The sequence below is a fragment of the Saccharopolyspora mangrovi genome, assembly GCF_035320975.1.
Classification (GTDB): Bacteria; Actinomycetota; Actinomycetes; order Mycobacteriales; family Pseudonocardiaceae; genus Saccharopolyspora; species Saccharopolyspora mangrovi.
The window spans coordinates 381,457-402,551 of record NZ_JAWLNX010000001.1; the positions used below are offsets into that span (position 1 = coordinate 381,457).

General features: G+C 70.2%; 19 protein-coding genes and 1 tRNA gene. 6 read left to right on the plus strand and 14 right to left on the minus strand.

Annotated features, from left to right (window positions below; genetic code table 11):
• Nucleotides 1-126: 126 nt before the first annotated feature.
• The 3 genes from R4I43_RS01890 to rsmI form a co-directional block, all read right to left on the minus strand.
• Nucleotides 127-960, minus strand: coding sequence for a TatD family hydrolase (locus R4I43_RS01890; protein ID WP_324263862.1), 834 nt, complete (start codon nucleotides 958-960; stop codon nucleotides 127-129).
• Complete coding sequence (gene metG, locus R4I43_RS01895) at nucleotides 960-2,756, minus strand: methionine--tRNA ligase (protein ID WP_324263712.1); 1,797 nt, start codon at nucleotides 2,754-2,756, stop codon at nucleotides 960-962. Before metG ends, R4I43_RS01890 begins: the two co-directional genes overlap by 1 nt.
• A gap of 178 nt (nucleotides 2,757-2,934) precedes the next feature.
• On the minus strand, nucleotides 2,935-3,771 hold the full coding sequence (gene rsmI, locus R4I43_RS01900) for a 16S rRNA (cytidine(1402)-2'-O)-methyltransferase (protein ID WP_324263713.1): 837 nt from the start codon (nucleotides 3,769-3,771) through the stop codon (nucleotides 2,935-2,937).
• Nucleotides 3,772-3,969: 198 nt separating this feature from the next.
• Here rsmI and R4I43_RS01905 point away from each other — a divergent pair, with 198 nt between their 5' ends.
• On the plus strand, nucleotides 3,970-5,424 hold the full coding sequence (locus R4I43_RS01905; RefSeq protein ID WP_324263863.1) for a dolichyl-phosphate-mannose--protein mannosyltransferase: 1,455 nt from the start codon (nucleotides 3,970-3,972) through the stop codon (nucleotides 5,422-5,424).
• On the opposite strand, the gene R4I43_RS01910 is transcribed toward R4I43_RS01905, so the two are convergent.
• Both R4I43_RS01910 and R4I43_RS01915 read right to left on the minus strand, forming a co-directional pair.
• Complete coding sequence (locus R4I43_RS01910) at nucleotides 5,425-6,117, minus strand: ABC transporter permease (protein ID WP_324263714.1); 693 nt, start codon at nucleotides 6,115-6,117, stop codon at nucleotides 5,425-5,427.
• A gap of 2 nt (nucleotides 6,118-6,119) precedes the next feature.
• The gene (locus tag R4I43_RS01915; protein ID WP_324263715.1) at nucleotides 6,120-7,004 is read right to left on the minus strand and encodes an ABC transporter ATP-binding protein; all 885 of its coding nucleotides are present in this window, start codon (nucleotides 7,002-7,004) and stop codon (nucleotides 6,120-6,122) included.
• A gap of 145 nt (nucleotides 7,005-7,149) precedes the next feature.
• Here R4I43_RS01915 and R4I43_RS01920 point away from each other — a divergent pair, with 145 nt between their 5' ends.
• Nucleotides 7,150-8,328, plus strand: coding sequence for a sensor histidine kinase (locus R4I43_RS01920; protein WP_324263716.1), 1,179 nt, complete (start codon nucleotides 7,150-7,152; stop codon nucleotides 8,326-8,328).
• A complete protein-coding gene (locus R4I43_RS01925) occupies nucleotides 8,325-8,921 on the plus strand; it encodes a response regulator transcription factor (protein WP_324263717.1) in 597 nt (198 codons plus the stop codon). The genes R4I43_RS01920 and R4I43_RS01925 overlap by 4 nt, the downstream gene beginning before the upstream one ends.
• Nucleotides 8,922-9,011: 90 nt before the next feature.
• Here R4I43_RS01925 and lat read toward each other — a convergent pair whose 3' ends face one another.
• A complete protein-coding gene (gene lat / locus R4I43_RS01930; protein ID WP_324263718.1) occupies nucleotides 9,012-10,364 on the minus strand; it encodes an L-lysine 6-transaminase in 1,353 nt (450 codons plus the stop codon).
• A gap of 163 nt (nucleotides 10,365-10,527) precedes the next feature.
• Complete coding sequence (locus R4I43_RS01935) at nucleotides 10,528-11,307, minus strand: SAM-dependent methyltransferase (protein WP_324263719.1); 780 nt, start codon at nucleotides 11,305-11,307, stop codon at nucleotides 10,528-10,530.
• 74 nt (nucleotides 11,308-11,381) lie between these two features.
• On the opposite strand from R4I43_RS01935, the gene R4I43_RS01940 reads away from it, so the two are divergent.
• Entirely contained in the window at nucleotides 11,382-11,924 is a 543-nt protein-coding gene (locus tag R4I43_RS01940) for a TetR/AcrR family transcriptional regulator (protein ID WP_324263720.1), read from the plus strand.
• On the opposite strand, the gene R4I43_RS01945 is transcribed toward R4I43_RS01940, so the two are convergent.
• Both R4I43_RS01945 and R4I43_RS01950 read right to left on the minus strand, forming a co-directional pair.
• On the minus strand, nucleotides 11,925-12,932 hold the full coding sequence (locus tag R4I43_RS01945) for an SDR family NAD(P)-dependent oxidoreductase (protein WP_324263721.1): 1,008 nt from the start codon (nucleotides 12,930-12,932) through the stop codon (nucleotides 11,925-11,927). It abuts the gene before it with no gap.
• 173 nt (nucleotides 12,933-13,105) lie between these two features.
• On the minus strand, nucleotides 13,106-13,834 hold the full coding sequence (locus tag R4I43_RS01950) for an SDR family oxidoreductase (RefSeq protein WP_324263722.1): 729 nt from the start codon (nucleotides 13,832-13,834) through the stop codon (nucleotides 13,106-13,108).
• Between R4I43_RS01950 and R4I43_RS01955 the strand changes: the two genes are divergently transcribed.
• Nucleotides 13,828-14,823 (plus strand): helix-turn-helix transcriptional regulator, encoded by a 996-nt coding sequence (locus tag R4I43_RS01955; protein WP_324263723.1) that lies wholly within the window; start codon nucleotides 13,828-13,830, stop codon nucleotides 14,821-14,823. The genes R4I43_RS01950 and R4I43_RS01955 overlap by 7 nt on opposite strands.
• A gap of 170 nt (nucleotides 14,824-14,993) precedes the next feature.
• Here the strand turns inward: R4I43_RS01955 and R4I43_RS01960 are convergent, their stop codons facing one another.
• The 4 genes from R4I43_RS01960 to R4I43_RS01975 all read right to left on the minus strand — a co-directional run bounded on the left by R4I43_RS01960 (nucleotide 14,994) and on the right by R4I43_RS01975 (nucleotide 19,655).
• Nucleotides 14,994-15,839, minus strand: a complete 846-nt coding sequence (locus R4I43_RS01960; RefSeq protein WP_324263724.1) for an NBR1-Ig-like domain-containing protein — start codon at nucleotides 15,837-15,839, stop codon at nucleotides 14,994-14,996.
• A 97-nt stretch (nucleotides 15,840-15,936) separates the two neighbouring features.
• Nucleotides 15,937-17,130, minus strand: coding sequence for a glycoside hydrolase family 64 protein (locus tag R4I43_RS01965; protein ID WP_324263725.1), 1,194 nt, complete (start codon nucleotides 17,128-17,130; stop codon nucleotides 15,937-15,939).
• A 353-nt stretch (nucleotides 17,131-17,483) separates the two neighbouring features.
• Entirely contained in the window at nucleotides 17,484-18,962 is a 1,479-nt protein-coding gene (locus R4I43_RS01970; RefSeq protein ID WP_324263864.1) for a 4-hydroxyphenylacetate 3-hydroxylase family protein, read from the minus strand.
• Nucleotides 18,963-19,097: 135 nt separating this feature from the next.
• Complete coding sequence (locus tag R4I43_RS01975; protein ID WP_324263726.1) at nucleotides 19,098-19,655, minus strand: flavin reductase family protein; 558 nt, start codon at nucleotides 19,653-19,655, stop codon at nucleotides 19,098-19,100.
• A gap of 192 nt (nucleotides 19,656-19,847) precedes the next feature.
• Here R4I43_RS01975 and R4I43_RS01980 point away from each other — a divergent pair, with 192 nt between their 5' ends.
• Nucleotides 19,848-20,783, plus strand: coding sequence for an AraC family transcriptional regulator (locus R4I43_RS01980; protein WP_324263727.1), 936 nt, complete (start codon nucleotides 19,848-19,850; stop codon nucleotides 20,781-20,783).
• Between the two features lie 213 nt (nucleotides 20,784-20,996).
• On the opposite strand, the gene R4I43_RS01985 is transcribed toward R4I43_RS01980, so the two are convergent.
• A tRNA-Ala gene (locus R4I43_RS01985) sits at nucleotides 20,997-21,069 on the minus strand.
• Nucleotides 21,070-21,095: the final 26 nt, after the last annotated feature.

The window sequence follows — 21,095 nt, forward strand, 5'->3', positions numbered from 1 at the left end:
GAAGTTCGGGGTGCCCCCCGTTCCGGCTTCCACAGTGGACGGTAGGAGGCAGTGCGCGGAGCGCAAGCGGGCAGCGGCGAACCCGGCGTACCAGAACTCGCAGCGTAGGGAACTACAGGGGTGTGATTACCCCTGATCGAGGCCGAACACTCGCTCAGCCGTGGCCGTGGTGGCTACAGCGAGCTCATCGGCCTTCACGCCGCGGAGTTCGGCAAGGTCACGAAGGGTGTAATTGACGCAGTACGGCTGGTTCGGCCGTCCCCGGAACGGGTGCGGGGTCAGGAACGGCGCGTCGGTCTCCACCAGCATCTGCTCCAGCGGAACCGATTCCGCAGCCGCGCGAAGGCTTTTCGCGTTGCGGAACGTCGCCGTGCCGGCGAACGAGAGCACGTATCCCTTGGCAACGCAGGACTTCGCGAACTCGGCGTCCCCGGAGAAGCAGTGGAAGACCACCTTCTCCGGTGCCCCCTCCTCGTCGAGGATGCGCAGGATGTCCTCGTGCGCCTCGCGGTCGTGGATCATCAGCGGCTTGCCGGTCCGCTTCGCGAGGTCGATGTGCCAGCGGAACGCCTCCTGCTGCGGCTCCGGCGGCGAGTAGTCCCAGTAGTAGTCCAGCCCGGTCTCGCCGATGGCCACCACGCGCGGGTGCGCGGCCAGCTCCTCCAGCACGGCCTTGTCGCCGTCGCCGAAGTCCTTGGTGCGGGTCGGGTGCAGCGCCACGGCGGCGAAGACCCGCTCGTCCCAGGTCGCGGCCTCGACGGCCCAGCGAGCGGAGTCGATGTCGTCGGCGACGGTCACGACGCGGCCGACACCGGCGCTCTGCGCGCGGTCGAGCAGCTCGCGGACGTCCTCGGCGGTCTTGGCGCCGCAGGCGTCGAGGTGGGTGTGGGCGTCCACGGCAGCTGCCGCCAGCGCCTCGGGCACCGGCGGCAGCTCCTGCCTCTTGTCCTTCTTGCCCATCAGGACGGCTGGATCGGGGCCCACTCCGGGCCGGTCTCGCCGAGCTCGGCGTCGAGCTTGGCGAACAGCGGCTTGGGCTTGTTCAGCGGGCGGCCCACCTCGATCTCGGTGGACTCCCACTTGGCCTGCTCGGCGGCGTACTCGCCCATCAGCACCGGGTAGGAGGTCTCCGGCACGTCGAGGTCGTCGACCTCGCGGATCTCCGGCTGCGCCGCCCAGACCCCGGTGCCGCCCAGCAGCTCGTGCACCTTCTGCGCCGAGTGCGGCAGGAACGGCGTGAGCAGCGTGTTGGCGTCGGAGACGACCTGCAGCGCGGTGTGCAGCACCGCGTCGCGGCGGTCCGGGTCCTCCTTGAGCTTCCACGGCTCCTGGTCGGACAGGTACTTGTTGGCCGCCGAGACCACCCGCATCGCCTCCTGCGAGGCCAACTTGAACCGGGAGCTCTTCAGGTGCGCTCCGACGGTGTCGAAGGCGGCGCGGGCCTGCGCCTTGAGCTCCTCGTCGGCGGGGGCCGGGGACGTCGGCGCGGGAACGGCGCCGTTGTTCTTCGCCGCCATCGAGATGGAGCGGTTGACCAGGTTGCCCCACTCGTTGGCCAGCTCGAAGTTGGTGCGGCGGACGAACTCGTCCCAGGTGAAGTCGGTGTCCTGGTTCTCCGGTCCGGCCACCGAGATGAAGTAGCGCAGGGTGTCCGGGCCGAACTCGCGCAGGAAGTCGCGCACGTAGATCACGGTGCCGCGCGAGGTGGAGAACTTCGAGCCGCTCATGGTGAGGAACTCGCTGGAGACGACCTCGTCAGGCAGGTTCAGCTCGCCGAACGGGCCCGGCTCGCCGCCCTTGTCGCCCTGGCCGTTGTGGCCCATGAGCAGCGTCGGCCAGATCTGGGCGTGGAAGGTGATGTTGTCCTTGCCCATGAAGTAGTAGCCGTGGGCCGCCGGGTCGGTCCACCACTGCTTCCAGGCGTCGGGGTCGCCGGTGCGGCGGGCCCACTCGACGCTGGCCGACAGGTAGCCGATGACGGCGTCGAACCACACGTAGAAGCGCTTCATGGGCTGGTCGCGCCAGCCGTCCAGCGGGATCGGCACGCCCCAGTCCAGGTCGCGGCTGATCGCGCGGGGGCGCATGTCCTCGACGAGGTTCTGCGCGAACTTGAGCACGTTGGGCCGCCAGCCGTCCCGGGTGGACAGCCACTTGCCCAGCGACTCGGTGAACGAGGGCAGGTCCAAGAACAGGTGCTCGGTCTCGACGAACTCCGGCTTCTCGCCGTTGATCCGCGAGACCGGGTTCTTCAGCTCGGCCGGGTCCAGCTGGTTGCCGCAGTTGTCGCACTGGTCGCCGCGCGCGCCGTCGTAACCGCAGATCGGGCAGGTGCCCTCGATGTAGCGGTCGGGCAGCGTGCGGCCGGTGGACGGGCTGATCGCGCCGGTCGTGGTCTTGGGCAGCACGTAGCCGTTGCGGTGCAGCGCGAGGAAGAGGTCCTGCACCACCTTGTAGTGGTTGCCGGTGGTGGTGCGGGTGAACAGGTCGTACGACAGGCCGAGGCCCTGCAGGTCCTCGGTGATCACGCGGTTGTACTTGTCGGCGAGCTGCCGGGTGGTCAGCCCCTCCTTCTCCGCCTGGACGGAGATCGGGGTCCCGTGCTCGTCCGTGCCGGAGACCATGAGCACCTGGTTGCCGGCCATTCGCTGGTACCGGGAGAAGACGTCCGAGGGCACACCGAAGCCGGAAACATGACCGATGTGCCGGGGACCGTTGGCATACGGCCAGGCCACAGCGGTCAACACAGAGGCGCTCATGGTGTTCAAGGGTAGTCGGCCGCGCATCCTCGTATCCGGCGCGGGGGCACGGGGGCGGTTTTTGCCCCCGCCACCCGCGACCGAAGTCCCGCTCGTCCGGACGGTTTCCACCGGAACTGCTCCTCGCCTGGGGAAACGCGCGCACGTTCCCGCACGGGGCGCCACCTGGGGAGGTGGGTCACTTCCGGGAGGCGAGGACCGCGTCGTAGAGGTCCTTCTTGCGGACGCCCGCGAGCTCGGCGACCTCGGCGACCGCGTCCTTGAGCCGGACGCCGTCCGCGGCGCGCTCCTCGACCTGCTCGACGAGCTCTGCGGGGTCGGTCGGCGCCGCCTGCTCAGCTCCGCCGAGGACCACCGTGATCTCGCCGCGAACCCCTTCGGCGGCCCATTCCGCCAGCTCAGCGAGGGTACCGCGCTTGATCTCCTCGTAGGTCTTGGTCAGCTCCCGGCACACCGCGGCCGGCCGGGCTTCGCCCAGGACCGACACCGCGTCGGCGAGGGTGTCGGCGAGCCGGTGCGGGGCCTCGAAGAAGACGCTGGTGCGCTCCTCGGCGACCAGCCGACCGAAGAACTTCCGCCGATCACCGGTCTTGCGCGGCGGGAAGCCCTCGAAGCAGAACCGGTCCGACGGCAGGCCGGACACCGCGAGCGCGGTGGTCACCGCCGACGGCCCGGGCAGGCAGGTCACCGGCAGCCCTTCGGCCACGCACGCCGAGACCAGCCGGTAACCGGGGTCGGACACGCTCGGCATGCCCGCGTCGGTCACCAGCAGCACCGTCCTGCCCTCGCGCAGCGCGTCGAGCAGCATCGGGGCCCGCGCGGACTCCACGGCCTCGTAGTAGCTGACGACCTTGCCGGCCGGGGCGACGCCCAGCGCGCTGGCCAGGTTGCGCACCCGGCGGGTGTCCTCAGCGGCCACCACCTCGGCCGAGCCGAGCGCCTCGACGAGCCGCGCGGACGCGTCGCGGGCGTCGCCGAGCGGGGTGGCGGCGAGCAGCAGGGTGCCGGAGTCCATGACCGCACAGCGTAGGCCGGGTCGAGAGGCCGGACCCCGGCGGTGCGGCACGGGAGGGCGCACCCGACCCTTACGATCGACGGTGTGAGCGCCCCAGTCCGCAGGTTCGGCGGTGCCGACGAACTCGTCCAGGTCGGCCGCGCACCGGCGGCTCGCCTTCCGGGGGAGAACGACCCGCTGCCGCTGCTGGACACCTCGATGCCCACCGACCGCAGGCGCGGCTGGGTGGTGACGCTGGTGATCACGCTGGTCGCCGGGCTGGTCCGCTTCTGGGACCTGGGCCGGGCGACCGACGAGGGCACGCCGGTCTTCGACGAGAAGCACTACGTCCCGCAGGCGTGGCAGATGCTGCGCAACGGCGGCTACGAGGACAACCCCGGCTACGAGCTGGTGGCGCACCCCCCGGTCGGCAAGCAGATGATCGCGATCGGCGAGTGGCTGCTGGGCTACACGCCGTGGGGCTGGCGGATCATGGCCGCCCTGTTCGGCACCCTGATGGTGCTGCTGATCATCCGCATCGCCCGGCGGATGACCCGCTCGACGCTGCTCGGAGCGCTGGCCGGGGTGCTGCTGATCTGCGACGGGCTCAGCCACGTGCAAGCCCGCGTCGGGATGCTCGACATCTTCCAGGCGCTGTTCCTGCTGGCCGCGTTCTCCTGCCTGCTGGTCGATCGCGATCAGGTGCGCGAACGGCTGTGGCAGGTCTGCTCGGACGGCAGGCTGGACCCGGCGACCTGGGGACCGCGGCTGGGTTTCCGCTGGTGGCGCTTCGGCGCGGGTCTGATGCTCGGCCTGGCCTGCGGGGTCAAGTGGAACGGCATCTACTACATCATGGCGTTCGGCCTGCTCAGCGTGATCTGGGACGCGCTGGCCAGGCGCGCGGCCGGGGTGCGGCGGCCGTGGCGGGCCGCGCTGGTGCGCGACACGGCCCCGGCGTTGTGGGCGCTGGTGGGCATCCCGCTGCTGGTGTACTTCGCGACCTGGTCGGGCTGGTTCGCCAGCGAGACCGCGACCGACCGGCACGCGGTGCTGCTCAACGACGACGTGGGCATGAACGGCCTGCCCGACGTGCTGCGATCGCTGCTGTACTACCAGCTCAACGTGCTGGACTTCCACACCCACCTGACCACGCCGTCGACCCCGCACCCGTGGGAGTCGAAGCCGTGGGCGTGGCCGATGGGCATGCGCCCGATGCTCTACTACTACGAGTCCGGGGTGCCCGGTTGCGGCCGGAACAGCTGCGTGCAGGCCACGATGCTGATCGGCACCCCGGCGATGTGGTGGCTGGCGCTGCCGGTCGCGGCCTGGTCGGTGTGGCGCGCGGTGTTCCGGCTGGACTGGCGCTACGCGGCGGTCCTGGTCGGCTACGGCGCCGGGTACCTGCCGTGGTTCACGAACCTGTCGCGGCAGATGTACTTCTTCTACGCCACTCCGCTGGTGCCGTTCCTGGTGCTGGGGATCGTGCTGGTGCTCGGTCACGTGCTGGGCACCGTCGAGGACCACTACGAGCGCCGCAAGACCGGCCTGCTGGCGGTGTCGCTCTACATCGGACTGGTCGTGGCCAACTTCGTGTGGCTGTGGCCGATCCTCAACGGCGACCCGATCACCCACCAGCACTGGCAGGCCGAGCTGTGGCTGCCGTCCTGGCGCTGATCACCGCGGCTCCCACCGGAACCAGGCCTTGGCCAGCAGGGCGAACAGCGCGATCCAGACCAGCAGCGACGCCGAGGACGTGAGCGCGTCACCGTCGCCGGTCAGAGCGTGGTGGAGCAGGCCGCCAACCCCTCCTCCGGGCAGCAGCAACCACATCGGGCCGACGATCGCGACCAGCACTCCGCCCATCAGGCCGAGGAACAGCGGCAGCGTGGTGATCTGGGCCTGCTCGGAGGACGAGGTGCGGCCGCTGGTCGCGACGCCCGCCGCCAGGCAGAGCCCGATGCCCAGGACCAGGGCCGCCAGGTTCGGCAGCGGTCTCGGCGCCGGTGCGCCCGCGCTCATCGAGATGATCAGCATCAGCACTGCCTGCAGCACTCCGAGCAGCACCACCGGGGTGAGCAGTCCGGCGAGGATCACCACGTCGGAGGCCTCGCCGCTGCGGAGCCGCTTGAGGTAGCGGTCCTCGCGGCGCGCGGCCAGCGCGGCGGTGGCGGCGAAGTAGACCGTGAAGCCGAGGACCATCAGCAGCTGGATCGAGAGCGTGATCGCCCACGCCTGCGGCGGCGCGTCATCGGGCAGGGTGTGGCCGGACCACAGGCCCACCAGGATCGGCATCAGCAGCGAGCTGACCGCGACGGTCTTGTTGCGCAGCAGGAGTTTCAGCTCGGCTCGGGCCAGAGCCAGGACCATCGTTACGACTGCGCCTCCTCGCGGACGGACTGGAAGATCTCTTCCAGCGAGGCCGGTTGCACGCGCAGGCCGGAGAGGTCCACGCGTCCGTCGGCCCAGGTCAACAGGGTGTGCAGGTCCTGCTGCAGTCGTGGCGTGCGGATCTCGACGCGCAGTCCCCGCCTGGTCGCGGTGCCGATGAGCGGTGGCAGCTCGGCCTCCGGCGCGGTGAAGGTGATGCGCGCGTGGTGGTCGGCGAGGACGTCGACGAGCCGTCCCTCGACGGCGATCCGGCCCTCGTGCATGATCGCCAGCCGGTGCGCGAGGCGTTCGGCCTCTTCCAAGTAGTGCGTGGTCAGCAGGACGGTGGTACCTCCGGCGAGCAGGCCGCGGACGAGTTCCCAGGTGGTGCGGCGGGATTCCGGGTCCATGCCGACGGTGGGTTCGTCGAGGAACAGCAGTTCCGGCTCGCCCAGCAGCGCCAGCGCCAGGTCCAGGCGCCGCTTCTCGCCGCCGGAGAGCTGCCGGACCCGGACGTCGCGGCGCGGGTCGAGCCCGAGCGCTGCCAGGATTCCGTCCACATCGGAGGGTCCGGTGCGCATCCTGCGGGCGAGTTCGGCGGTTTCGAGCACCGTGAGGTCACCGGCGAAACCGCTGTCCTGCAGCATGATCCCGGTTCGACGGCGCACGCGGCGGTCGCGCAGCGGGTCGGTGCCGAACACGCGGACTCGTCCTGCGGCGGGTTCGCGGTGGCCCTCGACGGTCTCCAGCACGGTCGTCTTGCCCGCACCGTTGGTGCCGAGCAGGGCGAACAGCTCGCCTCGGCGGACTTCGAAGCCGACCCCCTGAACGGCTTCGAAGTCCCCGTAGCGGCATCTCAGGCCGTCCACCTCGATCACTGTCGTCATGCGTCCAGCCTGCTCGGCGGCGGGTCTCGCGGGTAGAGCGCTTCGTCAGCGAGCTCGGGTCGCGGTGTCAGCGGATCCGATGACGGATGTCATCACCTCGGCGAAGCGGTGCGTCCTGCGGCGGTTCATGCACGATGCTGGGTGCGTGAACGACGACCCGACCGACTTCGACCCGCGCCGGCTCGCCCGGCTGCGCCGCTACACCTGGTGGTCGATCGTCCCGTTGATGCCGGTCTACGCGCTGTTCCCGGCAGCGGACCTGGTCTCGGGGCCCTACACCGCGCCCGAGATCGTGGTGCTGGCGCTGGTCGCGCTGCTGGTCGCCGTCGACGGGACGCTGCTGTCGGCGCCGCTCATGCGCGGTTTCGGCCACGGGCCGCGGCATCCCGCGGCGCGCGGTGCGGTGTTCGCCGCGGGGCTGGCGGCGATGGGCTACGCGATCCAGGCGCATCCGGCCGGTCTGGTGTGGGTGGTTCCGATCGGCGGGCTCATCGGGGTGCACGTGGCGCTGGCCGAGACGCGACTGCGCTGGCCGATCGAGATCGCGTCGCTGGTGGTGACGGCCGCAGCGGTGTGGGTGGCCGCCGCGCTCGGCGGTCCGCACCCGATGATCGGGATGTTCGCGGCGTTCTACGCGGTGGTCATCGTGGCGATGGTGTCCGCGCTGGTGGTGGGCGTGGTGTGGTTCTGGGACATGGTGCTGGAACTGGATCGCGCCCGGTCGGTCAGCGGCGAGCTCGCCATCGCCCGCGAGCGGCTGCGCTTCGCCGCCGACCTGCACGACGTGCAGGGCCACCACCTGCAGGCCATCGCGCTGAAGGCGGAGCTCGCGGAACGCCTGGTCGGCAACGACGACGAGGCGGCCCGCGCACAAGCGGCGGAGGTCGCCGAGCTCGCCCGCACCGCGTTGCGCGACACCCGCGCGGTCGTGCAGGGCTACCGGCACAGCAACCTGACCGGCGAACTCGCCAACGCGCGGGAGATCCTGGAGGCTGCGGGCGTGCGAACCGAGGTGCGCGGCGACGCGACGCTGGTCCCGCCGCCGCTGCAGCCGCTCTTCGGCGCGCTGGTGCGCGAGGGCACGACGAACGTCCTGCGGCACTCGCGGGCCCGGCACTGCGCGCTCGAGATCACCGTCGACGGCCCGCGCACCAGCGTGGTCCTGCGCAACGACGGGGCGAATCCGCCTGGCGGAGCAGGAGGTTCGGGGATCGACGGGCTGCGGCAGCGGTTCGCCACGTTGAGCGGGCACGTCGAGGCCCGCCACGACGGCGAGCACTTCGAACTCACCGGCACGGCCGAGGAACCGGGGGTGGCGGCGTGATCCGGGTGGTGCTGGCCGACGACGAGGACCTGATCCGGGGCGCGCTGGCGGCGCTGCTCGCGCTGGAACCCGACCTGGAAGTCGTGGCCGAGTGCAGCAACGGCGTCCAAGCGCTCGAGGCGGTCCGACTGCACGAGCCGGACATCGCCGTGTTCGACCTGGAGATGCCCGAGCTCGACGGGGTGGAGGCGGCCCGGCAGCTGCCCGGGGAACAGCCGATCGTGCTGGTCACCCGGCACGCCCGGCCGGGAGTGCTGAAGCGCGCGCTGGCGGCGGGCATTCGCGGGTTCGTGCCGAAGACGACGCCGGCGACCAAGCTCGCGGAGATCCTCCGCGACGTCCACTCCGGCGGCCGCTACATCGACCCGGAGATCGCGGCGGCGGCCCTGACCGGCGACACCTGCCCGCTGACCGATCGCGAGCTCGAGCTCCTCCGCCACACCCTCAAGGGCGGCACCGTCGCCGACATCGCCGCCGAGGTGCACCTCGCCTCCGGCACGGTCCGCAACTACCTCTCCGCCGCCATGACCAAGCTCGGCGTCACCACCCGCCACGAAGCCGCCCGAAAGGCCTGGCAGGAAGGCTGGATCTGACCCCACCCGAGCAGCGGCATTCCAATTTCGCGCGAAATTCGACTCCCGAATTCGGAGGTCGAACTTCGCGCGAAATTCGAGGCTCGTCGCTCAGGTGAGTGACGTGAGGGTCTTCCGGAGGGCTGCGACGGCATCGAGGATCTCCTCTGGACGGGCCGAGAGCGGGGGCCGCGCGCGGAGGGAGTCGGGGCCGGACGGGAGGAACAGAGCGCGGTGGTCGTCCCTGGCGATCGCCAGCGCCCGGGCTCGGTGGTCGGGATCGCGGAACGAGATCGCGCACATCAGACCCCGGCCGCGCGGCGAGTGGATCAGGCCCGGGAATTCCGCCGCGAGGTCGCGCAGTTCGCCCAGCAGCAGTTCGCCCATCGCGCGGCTGTGCGCGAAGAGGTCCTCGGACTCGACGACCTCCAGGATGCGGGTCGCGCGGACCATGTCGGTCAACGAGCCGCCCCAGGTGGAGCTGATGCGGCTGGGTTCGCGGAAGGCGTTGTCGGCCACGTCGAGCACCCGGCGCCCGCCCATCACGCCGCAGACCTGCAGCCGCTTGCCGAAGGCGACCAGGTCGGGTTCGAGCCCCAGCGCCTGGTGGGCCCACGCCTGGCCGGTGAGCGCGCCGGTCTGCACCTCGTCGGCGACGGTGAGCACGTCGTGCTCGACGCACAACTGCTGCACGGCCTGCAGGAACTGCGGCCGCAGGTGGCGGTCGCCGCCCTCGCCCTGGATGGGTTCGTAGACGAAGCAGGCGATCTCGGCGCCGTAGCGGCGCAGCGCGGCCTCGGCGACCTCCAGCGCGTGGACCTCCTCGGGCAGCAGCTCGGCGGAGTCCCACCGCTCGCCGGGTTCGACGGCGGGGCTGGGGATCCGGGGCCAGTCGAACATCGGGTAGTCGCGGACCTTCGACGGATCGGTGTTGGTCAGCGACAGCGTGTACCCGCTGCGCCCGTGGAAGGCCTTCTCGAGGTGCATCACCCGGCTGCCGCGCACGGAGGTCCCGCGCCGCGCGTTGACCTTGGTCTTCCAGTCGAAGGCGACCTTGAGCGCGTTCTCCACGGCGAGCGTCCCGCCGTCGATGAAGAACAGCAGCGGGAGTTCGGGGATCCCGACCACGCGCTGGAAGGTGTCGGCGAACCGGGCCTGCTCCTCGGTGGCGAAGTCGGGGTTGGAGGGCTTGACGCGGGAGACCCGCACCAGCGCTGCCTCGAACTCCGGCGTGCGCAGGCCGGGGTGACCGTGCCCGAGCGGTGCGGAGCTGAAGAACATCGTCATGTCCAGGTACTCGGTGCCGTCGCGCACGTCGCGGAGCCGGCAGCCTTCACCGGCGTCGAGGTCCACGACGATGTCCATCAGGTCACCTGTGACCTGCGCTTTCAGCGCGGCTACGGGGTCGGTGCCCGCACGCGGGGCAGGGACTGCGGTCGAAACGGTCTCGTGCTGAGCGGTCATGATTCGGCCTCCCGGCTGCGTGTGCGCGGGCCTCACGCACACAACAAGAATTACACAGAAGACCGTGGTGCGAGCAAGATACTTCCGTAGATCGTCCGTATGAACGAAAGATATTCTTCTGCTCTGGGTGCACCGCTCCCCTGGAACAGGAGGATCCGCGGTATCAGCCGATGCGGCCGACGCCCCCGAAGAGGTAGACGGGCTTCGGCGTCTCGCCGGTGACGTCCGGCCGCCACTGCGAGCAGGTGACCACACCCGGCTCCAGCAGCGTCGCACCGGCGAACAGGCCCTCGATCTCGGCGGCCGTGCGCGCCCGGATCGGAGTGCCACCGCGCTCGGTCGTCTCCCGCATCGCGCGCAGCATCGGCTCGCCGTGCACCTCGGCGGTGGAGTGGGTGAGCACCAGGAAGCTGCCCGGCGGCATGGCGTCGACCAGCTCGCGCACCACCGGGTAGGCCTCGTCGTCGTCCATCAGGTGGTTGACCACGCCGAGCAGCATCAGCCCGATGGGCTGGCTGAAGTCCAAGGTGCGCCGGGCGGCGTCGAGGATCTCCTGCGGTCGCCGCAGGTCGGCTTCGAGGTAGTCGGTCGTGCCCTCGGCGGAGCTGGTCAGCAGCGCGCGGGCGTGCGTAAGCACGATCGGGTCGTTGTCGACGTAGACGATCCGGCTCTCCGGCGCCAGCCGCTGCGCGACCTCGTGGGTGTTGTTGGCGGTCGGCAGGCCGGTGCCGATGTCGAGGAACTGCCGCAGCCCCTCCACCTGCACCAGGTGGCGCACCGCGCGCACCAGGAACGCGCGCTCGGCGCGGGCGCCCTCGGGGATGTCCGGGATGTACGCGATCACGGCGTCACCGGCCTCGCGGTCGACCGCGTAGTGATCCTTGCCGCCGAGCCAGTAGTTCCAGATCCGCGCCGACTGGGGCGTGTTGACGTCGATCTCCACAGCTCCCTGCTCCCTCCGCCGTTGGTGCGCCGATGCTACTCGGGAGCGACCCGGCTGCCGATATCCTCTGCGACATGGCCAGGAGGTCCGGTTCCCAGACGCGCGAGGCGATCCGCGGCGCCGCGACCCGGCTGTTCACCGAGCACGGCTACGTCGACACCTCGGTCCGCGACATCGCCGCGCTGGCCGAGACCGACCCGGCGCTGGTGATCAGGCACTTCGGCAGCAAGGAACTGCTGTTCCTGGACACCATGCACCTGAGCATCGACGACGAACCGCTGCTGAACGTGCCGCTGGAACGGCTCGGCACGCGGTTCGTCGAGGTGCTGCTCGACTCCGACACCCGCAGCCGCGCGATCTACCTGGCGATGGTGCAGGGCAGCGGCAACCCGCAGATCGCCGCGCGGCTGCGCGAGACCCACGAGACCTCGTTCGTGCAACCGCTGCGGGTGCGGATGAGCGGCGCCGACGCCGAGGTCCGCGCCCGCTCGGCCGCCGCGCTGGTCGGAGGCCTGCTCTACTCGCTGTGGGTGGTCGGCGACCAGCGGCTGGCCGCCGACCGGGCGGACCTCGTCGAACGCTACGGGGCGCTGCTGCAGCGGCTGCTCACGCCGTGATCACTGCACCGACCAGCCGCCGTCGGAGGGCAGGATCGCGCCGTTGAGGTTCACGCCGTCGTCGCTGAGCAGGAAGGTGATCGAGGCGGCGAGCTGCGGCGCCGTCGCCACCGGCGGCATCAGCCCGAGGAACCCGCCGGTGCGCTCCCGGCCGAACTCCGACATCGAGTCGATCGACGAGCTGATGCCGGTGGCCACCCCTCCCGGCGCGACCGCGTTGACCCGGATCCCCGACGGTCCGTACATGAAGGCCGCGTTGCGGGTGATGCCGACGACCGCGTGCTTGGAGGCGGTGTAGGCGACACCCGCGGCGTTGCCGCGCAGCGAGGCCTCGGAGGCGACGTTGACGATCGACCCGCTGCCGACCGCCAGCATCGACGGCAGCGCGGCGCGGGTCAGCCGCATCAGCCCGTCGACGTTGACCCGGAAGGCGCGTTCCCAGGTGGCGTCGTCGAGTTCGTGCAGCGGGCTGAAGTCGTCCATCACCCCGGCGACGTTGGCGAGCCCGTCGATGCGCTGCCCGGCGGCGGCGATGATCCGCTCGACGTCGGCGGTCCGCGAGATGTCCCCGGCGACGGTGACCACCCAGGGCAGCTCGGCCTCGAGCTCGCCGAGCGGGCCGGCGTTGACGTCGGCGGCCACGACCCGGCCGCCCTCCCGCGCGATCCGCGAAGCGGTGGCGCGCCCGATGCCGGAAGCGGCACCGGTGACGATGACGGTCTTGCCCTCGAACCGGCCGGGCACGACCCGCTCCTGCCAGCCGGAGGCGACGGCGTCGACCTCGGGCATGACCCCGCCGTTGGCCCGCAGCACCAGGTCGTCGACGGCCTCCTGGGTCATCGCGCCCTGGCTGAGCTCGACCAACTGCTCCAGCGGAAGCCCGCTCACCGGCGCCAACGCGCCAGGATCGTGCCCCGCCGCCGCCAGCATCTCCTCGATCAGCGGCCCGCCCTCGGGGTGCCCCAACCACTTCCCGATCGTGCTTTTCCCCGTCAGCACCTCACCCACCGCGAACCTCCAGAGCTCAAGTCAACACTGTTGACTTAACCCTACCCGTCACCCGCTCCCACCTGCCCCGGACGGAATACCGCCGTAATCAGGTCCCCGAATACCGGCGTAATCAGGCACCCGAAAACTGCGGTAATCGGTGGGGTGCGAACGGCCGCCACCGCTCAGGGGTGTCAGTTGATGCCGCCGTTGGTGCGGACGATCTGGCCGTTGACCCAGCGACCGTCGGGGCCTGCGAGGAAGGCCGTGACGGCGGCGATGTCGGCGGGTGTGCCGAGGCGTTCCAGCGGGGGCTGGGCGGCGAGGCGGTCGATCGTCTCCTGGTCCTTGCCCTCGAAGAACAGGTCGGTGGCCGTCGGGCCGGGGGCGACGGTGTTGACGGTGATGTTCCGGCCGCGCAGCTCGCGGGCCAGCACCATCGTCATCGCCTCCACGGCCCCCTTCGTCGCCGTGTAGGGGCTGTAGGTCGGGAACGCCAGGCCGACGACCGAGCTGGAGAAGGTGATCAGCGCTCCGCCGTCGCGGAGCCGGCGCGCCGCCTGCTGCGCCACGGCGAAGGTGCCCCGGACGTTGGTGCGGTACACCTCGTCGAGGTCGGCCAGGTCGAGGTCGGCGACCGTGGACAACGCCATCTTCCCGGCCGCGTGCGCGACCACGTCGACCCCGCCGAACTCGGACTCGGCGACGTCGAACATCGCGGCCACGGCGAGCTCGTCGTCGACGTCGGCCTGCACCGCGATCGCGCGCCCGCCCGCAGCCTCGACCTCCCGGACGGTGTCCTCGGCGAGCTGCTCGTTGCCCGCGTACCCCGCGACGACCGCGAATCCGTCGGTGGCGAGCCGGACGACGACGTCGCGTCCGATGCCGCGCGAACCGCCGGTGACGATGGCTGTGCGTGTCATGGGTGTTCCTCTCCTCGGTGACGAGCACCAGCCTGCGGCCGGGTGCCGAGGACAACCAGTTGCCGCTGACCCGGGGGATGTCATCCCCTGGCTCGGGAGCTCGCAGCGGGCGGAGACTGGGCGGCGTGAACCTGGCTGAGCTCGGCGATTTCCTCAAGAAGCGGCGCGACCGCATCCGGCCCTCCGAGGTCGGCCTGCCCACCGGGCCGCGACGCCGGGTCCCCGGGCTGCGCCGCGAGGAGGTCGCGCAGCTCACCGGGGCCTCGGTGGACTACTACATCGAGCTGGAGCGGGGCGGTGGCGCGCAGCCGTCGGAGCAGATGCTGGCCGCGCTGTCCCGCGCGCTGCGGCTCACCCGGGACGAGCGCGACCACCTCTACGCGCTGGCCGGACGACCGCTGCCGCTGCGGGGAGGTTCGGCCGCGCACGTGCACCCGGGGATGCTCGACCTGCTGGACCGGTTGTCCGGCACGCCCGCTCAGGTCATCACCGATCTGCACGTGACGCTGGTGCAGAACGACCTCGCCGTAGCGCTGCTGGGGCCGAAGGTGCCCGAGACCGGGATGCGCGCGAGCTTCGTCCACCGCTGGTTCACCGACCCGAGCTCCCGCGCGCTGTACCCGGAGGAGGACCACGCCCACCACGCCTGGACGTTCGTCGCGGACCTGCGCGCCGCCGTGGCCCGCCGCAGCCCGGACGATCCGGAGGCCCGCGAGCTCGTCGAGGACCTCCAGCAGCGCAGCCCCGAGTTCGCCGCCCTCTGGTCCCGCCACGACATCGCCATCCGCCGCGAGGAGCGCAAGCGCCTGGTGCACCCGGAGCTGGGCACCATCGAGGTCAACTGCCTGAACCTCGTCAGCGAGGACTGCCGCCAGCGCCTCCTCTGGTTCACCCCCGCCGTCGGCACCGACTCGGCCGACAAGCTCGACCTCCTCGGCGTGGTGGGCACCCAAGCCCTCGCCCCGGACGCCGATTCAGCCCGGTTTTGACCGGGAGACGGGCTTGGCCAAATCTCTGAGCTGGGAAAACATCGGCCAATGACTCGCCGTCGAGGTCCGTCCATTGATCGGTGAACCTTCACTCGTTTGAGTGAATAACGTGGGTGTCGACTCGGGCGGGACTCCTCGGCCAACCGGGGGTGCCGGGGAGTCCCGCGGGGTCAGGACCCGATCTGGATGTCGAAGAAGACGGGACGGAGGTCTTCCGGGAAGTACTGCCGACCGTCCTCGTCGACCATCTTCCACGCGATCTTGCAACGGCCCGGTCGATCACCGGTGAACACCGGCACGGCGAGCGCGGCGGTCTCGCCGGGCGGTACCGCCCCGACCGAGACCCGCTGCGGAGCGGTGCACGCCGCATCGCCCTCGCGGAAGACCTGGGCCAGGTACCGGCCGTCCCACGGTTCCCGGCCGACGTTGCGGACCTCCCAGGTCTTGACGAACGTCTCCCGCACCGGGAACTCGGTGCCGTCGGGAACGGTTTCGCTGAGCATCAGCGACGCGTCACCCGGGATCGGGCGCGCCTCCGGCCACCAGAACCACACCGCGCCCGCCACGACTGCGACCGCTGCGGCACCCGCGACCAGCCACTTCAGCCACCGCCGCCGCACCGGCTCGACCGGGTCGGGCTCGACCGATTCGGGCTCGACCTGCTCCGGCGGTTCGGGCTGCTTCGCGGTGCGCGCGGACTCCCAGTGCAGCAGCCACTCGCGACGCACGGCTTCCTCGTCCTGACCGAGCACGCCGACAGCGAGGCAGCGCACGAACTCCCACGCCGTCTCCCACGAGGGCAGGTCCTTGCCGCGCGCCGCCGCCGACAACGCCGACTTCGACGCCACCGCGCCGAACTCGCCGCGCATCCGGTCGTAGGACGGGTCGCCCGCAGCGGCCTTGAGCTCGCACAGCCGCCAGGCGAACTCCGCCACCGGGCTCTCCTGCGGGTCCGGGCGCTGCTGCTTGCGACCCCGCTTGCGCGCCGCGTCATCGCCGATCACAGAACCGTCCACGCCGGTCATTCTTGCGCAAACACCGTCGGCGCTCTCAGCCGAGCCGACGAAGCGGCGGCCGGCCCACGGCGTGGACCGGCCGCCGGACGCGCGAACCTCAGCGGAGGGCGTTGAGGGTCAGGGTGAACACCTCGGGGTCACCCGCGTTGACCTTGCCGCTGTGGTCTTCGCCCGCGTTGGAGCTCACGTCGTCGTAGGCGAAGGCGTAGCCCTTGCCGTCGGGCAGGTTCTCGTGCACGACCCGCGCGTAGTGGTTGGTGATGTCGTTCTTGTAGAACGTCGCCGGGTCTTCCTCGTGCGGCTGGTTGGGGTTGATCAGCAGCGTGGTGCGGTTGAACGCCGCCGCCAGCCGCGGCACGATCGCCAGGCGCTCCTGCGAGTCGCTCTCCGGGTTGTTGGCGAACGGACCGCTGTTGCAGCCCCAGATGTCCACCGAGGACGGCTTGGCGAAGCGCTCCGCGCCGAACACCAGCTCCTCGCCCTCGACCTTGCCCTCGATGATGCCGAGGTCGGAGCGCTGGGTGTCGATGAACAGCGACTCGCCGGCGTACTTGGTGTAGACCTCGTCGACGTAGGGCTCCATGTAGCCCTCGAAGTCGGCGGCGCGGTGGTTCGGGTTGAGCACCCGCACGACCTTGCCGTTGGCCTCCTGCACCAGGCCGCCCCAGTTGCCGCCCATGCCCTTGAGGCTCTCGGCGACCTTGTCCATGCCGCCGGTGGGCATGCCGGGAACGCTCTGCTCACCGCTTCCGGTGGTGGTCAGGTGCAGCCCGATCGGCGCGGCGACGAAGTCGACGTAGCTGATGTTGGCGTAGAGCTGCTCGGCGTTGAGGGTGAACTCCGCGAACGTCCAGTCCTTGCCGAAGTTCGGGTCTTCGCTGGACACGAAGTTCGGGTGCACGACCGAGGTGGTGCCGTCGGCGCCCTTGACGACCTGGAACTCCAGGGTGTCGTTGAGCGAGTAGTAGACGCGCGCGCCGTACATGCGCGGCACGGTGACCTCGACGGTGCCGTCGACCGGGATCGCCACGTCGTCACCGATCGGCGCCGGCTCGGGACCGCCCGCCTCGGGGAAGTACGGCGTCCCGTCCTTCTTGATGAACACGGCCTTCTTCTCGGCGTCCGAGAAACCGGCGATGTAGGCGTTGGCCGGGCCACCGGAGTTGTTCTGCAGCACGAACTTCATGCTTTCCGGCGCGGCAGAAGCGAATGGAGCGCTGATCGCCTGAGCCCAGAACGGCGCCGTCAGGGCCGCAGCGGAATAGCCGAGAAACCGCCGACGAGAAACCATGTGGATACCTCCAGAGACAACGGGACCACCACGTTGGGCAGCCGATCCTCTCTCGTGATCGATCCCGAAGTCTGCCGGTCCAAACCACTTCCCCCATACCCCCAAAAGGAGCGAAGTAATCACATCTGAACACTATTCAAAGCAACCGCACATTCACAGTTTCTCGCGCAATGCCCGGGCCACAAATCGACAGAAAAATGTGAACGAGCCGGAATTGGCCGGATGAAATCCGTGATTTTCGCGAGTGAACTGAACTCTACCGATTTACGTGCGCTGCGAAAAGGGTCGGTCCGAAAAGGGAGCGGTGCGGGGCCGAGCTGATGGCTCGACACCCGCACCGGACCGCGCCGCGATCAGAACAGGTCCGGGACCTTCCACCCGTCGAGGTCGTACTCGTCGAGGAAGCTCTCCGCGAAGCCCTTCATCTGGTCGACCCCCCCGCGGTTCTGCGCGGCGAACAGGAGCTCGGCCTTCACGTTCTCGTGGTTGCCCGAGTAGTTGCGCTCGTAGAGCTCGTGCCTGCCGCCGAACTCGGACCCGATGGCGTCCCACAGCGCCTTCATCACCTTGACCCGGTCAACGGCGGTGACCCCGTTGGAACCGCGCACGTACTTGTCGAGGTACGGCCTGACCTCGGGGCTCTGGAAGTCGGCCGCACCGGACGGCAGGTAGATGAGCCCGGACGCCACGTCCTGCTCGATGATCTCCTTGACCCGCGGATAGCCGTGGATCATGAACATCCGGTAGGTCAACCCGTACTCGAGCTTCGGGATGACGGCGTCGCCGACCCAGGGTTCGGGATCGCGCGCCATCGACTCGGTCAGCGACCAGAACAGGTTGCGCCAGCCGATGACCTCACCGACGCGCGTCTGCACACCGCGGAACCCCCCGGAACCGGTCGCGTCGAGCGCCTTCATCAGCAGACCGGCGATGAAGTCGAGCTTGACCGCCAGCCGGGTGCAGCCCTGGAACGTGAACCGCGGCAGGAACCCGGACTGCGGGAAGAACGCGTTGACGCGGTCGACGTCCCCGTACATGAACACGTTCTCCCAGGGCACGAGCACGTTGTCGAAGACGAAGATGGTGTCGTTCTCGTCCATCCTGCTCGACAGCGGGTAGTCGAACGGCGTGCCGTTGCGCGCGGCCTGCTCCGTGTAGGAGGGCCGGCAGATCAGCTTGATGCCCGGAGCGTCCATCGGGACCGTGCAGATCAGCGCGAACTGCTTCTTGCGGATCGGCAGCCCGTAGTGCGCGATGAAGTTGTAGTTGGTGATCGCCGAACCGGTGGCGACCACCTTGGCTCCGGAAACCACCAGGCCGGCGTCGGTTTCCTTCTCCACCTTCATGTAGACGTCGCCCACCTCGTCGGGTGGCAGTTGCCGGTCCACGGGCGGGTTGATGATCGCGTGGTTCCAGTAGAGGACCTTCTCCTGCGATTCCCGGTACCACCGCTCGGCGTTGTCCTGGAACGGCGCGTACAGCTCCTTGTTGGCGTGCAAGGTGCCGAGGAAGCTCGCCTTGTAGTCCGGGCTGCGACCCATCCAGCCCCAGGTCAGGCGCGCCCACTGCGCGATCGCATCGCGTTCCTTGATCAGGTCGGCCGAGGAGGTCGGGGTCTTGAAGAAGGGCATCGTCACGCCGCCGTTGCCGGTGTCGGTCGGCACCGTGAGCGCGTCGACGTGCGGCCCGGTGTGCAGCGAGTCGTACAGGCGCGCGGTCATGCGGACGGGGTTGCGGAAGGCGGGGTGCGCGGTGACGTCCTCGACCCGTTCGCCGTGCAGGTAGATCTCCCGGCCGTCGCGGAGGCTCTCGATGTACTCGTCGCCGGTCATCGGCCGCGAGGCGAAGTTCTTCCGCCGGTTGGCCGGAGCGTCCTGCGCGGGGTTGACCTCGGGGGCGCTCGTCGCGAACTCCGACTCGGACGTGAGGGTGTCGGTCATCTGCTTCTCCTTCGATCTCGAGGGGCCTCAGCTGAACTGCGCGGATGCGGGCTGGAACTGCGCCGTCCCGTCGAACCAGCCGGCGTGCGGGTCGTCCTGGCAACCGAGCCAGACGGTTTCGGAGGTGCGCCGACCGAGGTGGTGGAAGGCGCTGTCGTGGAACAGCAGCGGCGCTTTGTCGGTGGCGCGGACTTCGACGCACTCGCCCAGGAACAGCACGTGATCTCCCCCGTCGTCAGCGCGCCACGGGTCGCAGACGATCGTCGCGGCGGTGCCCGCGAGGGTGGGTGCGCTCGTGCCGTCCAGCCACGGGAGCGGATCGGTGCCCGGACGTCCCGCGAAGTGCATGGCCACGTCGACCTGGTCGGCGGCCAGCACGTTGACCGCGAACGGCGCGCCCTCGAGGTGCCCGGCGGCCTTCGCCGTGCGCGTCAGCGCCACCTGCACGAGCGGCGGCTCGAGCGAGATCGGGGTGAAGGCCGTGACCGTGGCGCCGTGGTGACGCCCGTCCCGGGTCCGGCAGGTGATGACGGTGACCCCGGTCGCGAAGCGGCCGAAGGTCGATCGCAAGGTGCGCGGATCCATGTGCTGCTCCTTCGCAGTGGCAAGACCTGCGGAAATGCGCGGTCCGGAACTACCCGGTGACGCTAGGTTCGGCCGGTGCTCCCGGCGATCCGCTCGGCGAAGGGACCAGCCGGATTGCGCATCGGACCGCTTCGCGTTGTTACGCGCGCCACTCCCGACCACGTACGATCTGGCTCGTCACGAAGGAGTGGTATGAGCACGACCGGCACGCTGACGGCCTCGTCCGAGGAGCTGGACGGCTTCTCGGCCTCGGTCGCGCGCGCCTACTTCCCCCACGACCTGGCGGTCAAAGCGCAGGCGGCGGGCCCGGCCGAGCTGCGGGCCGTCGACCTCGGCCCGATCCGGCTGGCCCGCATCGGCTGGGGTTCGGAGGTGGCGGTCCAATCGGATCACCCCGGGGCGTGGGCGGTGAACGTGCCGCGCAGCGGAGTCCTCGAAGCCCGGGTCGGCGGTCGGCACGTGCTGTCGCTCGACGGGCAGGCGACGGTGTGCCCGCCGGACCAGCCGACGCGGATGACGCGCTGGTCGGCGGATTGCTCGATCGTCGGCATGCGCGTGGATCGCGACTACCTCGCCGACGAGGTGACCGCGCTCGTCGGCCTGCACGTCGATCGCCTGCCGGCGCAGCTGGACCTGCGCAGCGGGGGCGGCCGGGCTTGGATGGCGCTGCTGACCTCGATCGGCGCGGAGGCGCTCGCCGATCCGGAGCTCGCGCGCGATCCGCGGGTGAGCCGCCGACTGGCGGGGACCCTGTCGGCGGCGTTCGTGACGGCGTGCTTCCCGGAAGAGCCGACGCAGGGCGAGATCCGTCCGCGGATCGTGTCCAGAGTGGTCGCGGCGATGGAGGAAGATCCGGCCCGCGACTGGACCGCTTCGGACCTCGCGCGCACCGCGGGTGTCGGAATCCGCCGCCTGCAGCAGGGCTTCCGCTGCTACCTGGGCACCACGCCCACGCAGGAACTGACCGCGATCAGGCTGCGCCGAGTTCACGCGGACCTGCTCGGAGGTCACGCGGACTCAGTCGCCGAAGCCGCCTACCGCTGGGGCTTCACCCACCTGGGGAGATTCGCAGCAACGTACAAGAAGCACTACGGGGTCACCCCCTCCCACACCCTCCGCAACACGTGAGGGAGGAAAACCCGCGAAAACCGAAGAACGCTGAAGAAGAACGAGCACGAAGCGCGGGTCAGTGAGCAGGCGGGAACGACCCGCAACGCGAGGAGCACTCCCCGAGCGACCACCGCACCGTAGGGGGTTTGGGGGAGTCGCTCCCCCAACATCATGACGAAGCGATAAAGCGAAAACGCCCCCAGCGTTGAGCAGGGGGCGTGAATCGCGAAGTGGAGCTGAGGGGAATCGAACCCCTGACCTTCTCGATGCGAACGAGACGCGCTACCAACTGCGCTACAGCCCCTCGCCGGAGAACCAAGCCCTCCGGCT

Coding starts and splice junctions, on each gene's coding strand:
- R4I43_RS01910 (WP_324263714.1), bottom strand. CDS start 6,117: ATGGTCCTGGCTCTGGCCCGAGCCGAGCTGAAACTCCTGCTGCGCAAC.
- R4I43_RS01915 (WP_324263715.1), bottom strand. CDS start 7,004: ATGACGACAGTGATCGAGGTGGACGGCCTGAGATGCCGCTACGGGGAC.
- R4I43_RS01970 (WP_324263864.1), bottom strand. CDS start 18,962: ATGACCGGCGACGAGTACATCGAGAGCCTCCGCGACGGCCGGGAGATC.
- metG (WP_324263712.1), bottom strand. CDS start 2,756: ATGAGCGCCTCTGTGTTGACCGCTGTGGCCTGGCCGTATGCCAACGGT.
- R4I43_RS01965 (WP_324263725.1), bottom strand. CDS start 17,130: ATGGTTTCTCGTCGGCGGTTTCTCGGCTATTCCGCTGCGGCCCTGACG.
- lat (WP_324263718.1), bottom strand. CDS start 10,364: ATGACCGCTCAGCACGAGACCGTTTCGACCGCAGTCCCTGCCCCGCGT.
- R4I43_RS01890 (WP_324263862.1), bottom strand. CDS start 960: ATGGGCAAGAAGGACAAGAGGCAGGAGCTGCCGCCGGTGCCCGAGGCG.
- R4I43_RS01950 (WP_324263722.1), bottom strand. CDS start 13,834: ATGACACGCACAGCCATCGTCACCGGCGGTTCGCGCGGCATCGGACGC.
- R4I43_RS01940 (WP_324263720.1), top strand. CDS start 11,382: ATGGCCAGGAGGTCCGGTTCCCAGACGCGCGAGGCGATCCGCGGCGCC.
- R4I43_RS01905 (WP_324263863.1), top strand. CDS start 3,970: ATGCCCACCGACCGCAGGCGCGGCTGGGTGGTGACGCTGGTGATCACG.
- R4I43_RS01975 (WP_324263726.1), bottom strand. CDS start 19,655: ATGGATCCGCGCACCTTGCGATCGACCTTCGGCCGCTTCGCGACCGGG.
- rsmI (WP_324263713.1), bottom strand. CDS start 3,771: ATGGACTCCGGCACCCTGCTGCTCGCCGCCACCCCGCTCGGCGACGCC.
- R4I43_RS01980 (WP_324263727.1), top strand. CDS start 19,848: ATGAGCACGACCGGCACGCTGACGGCCTCGTCCGAGGAGCTGGACGGC.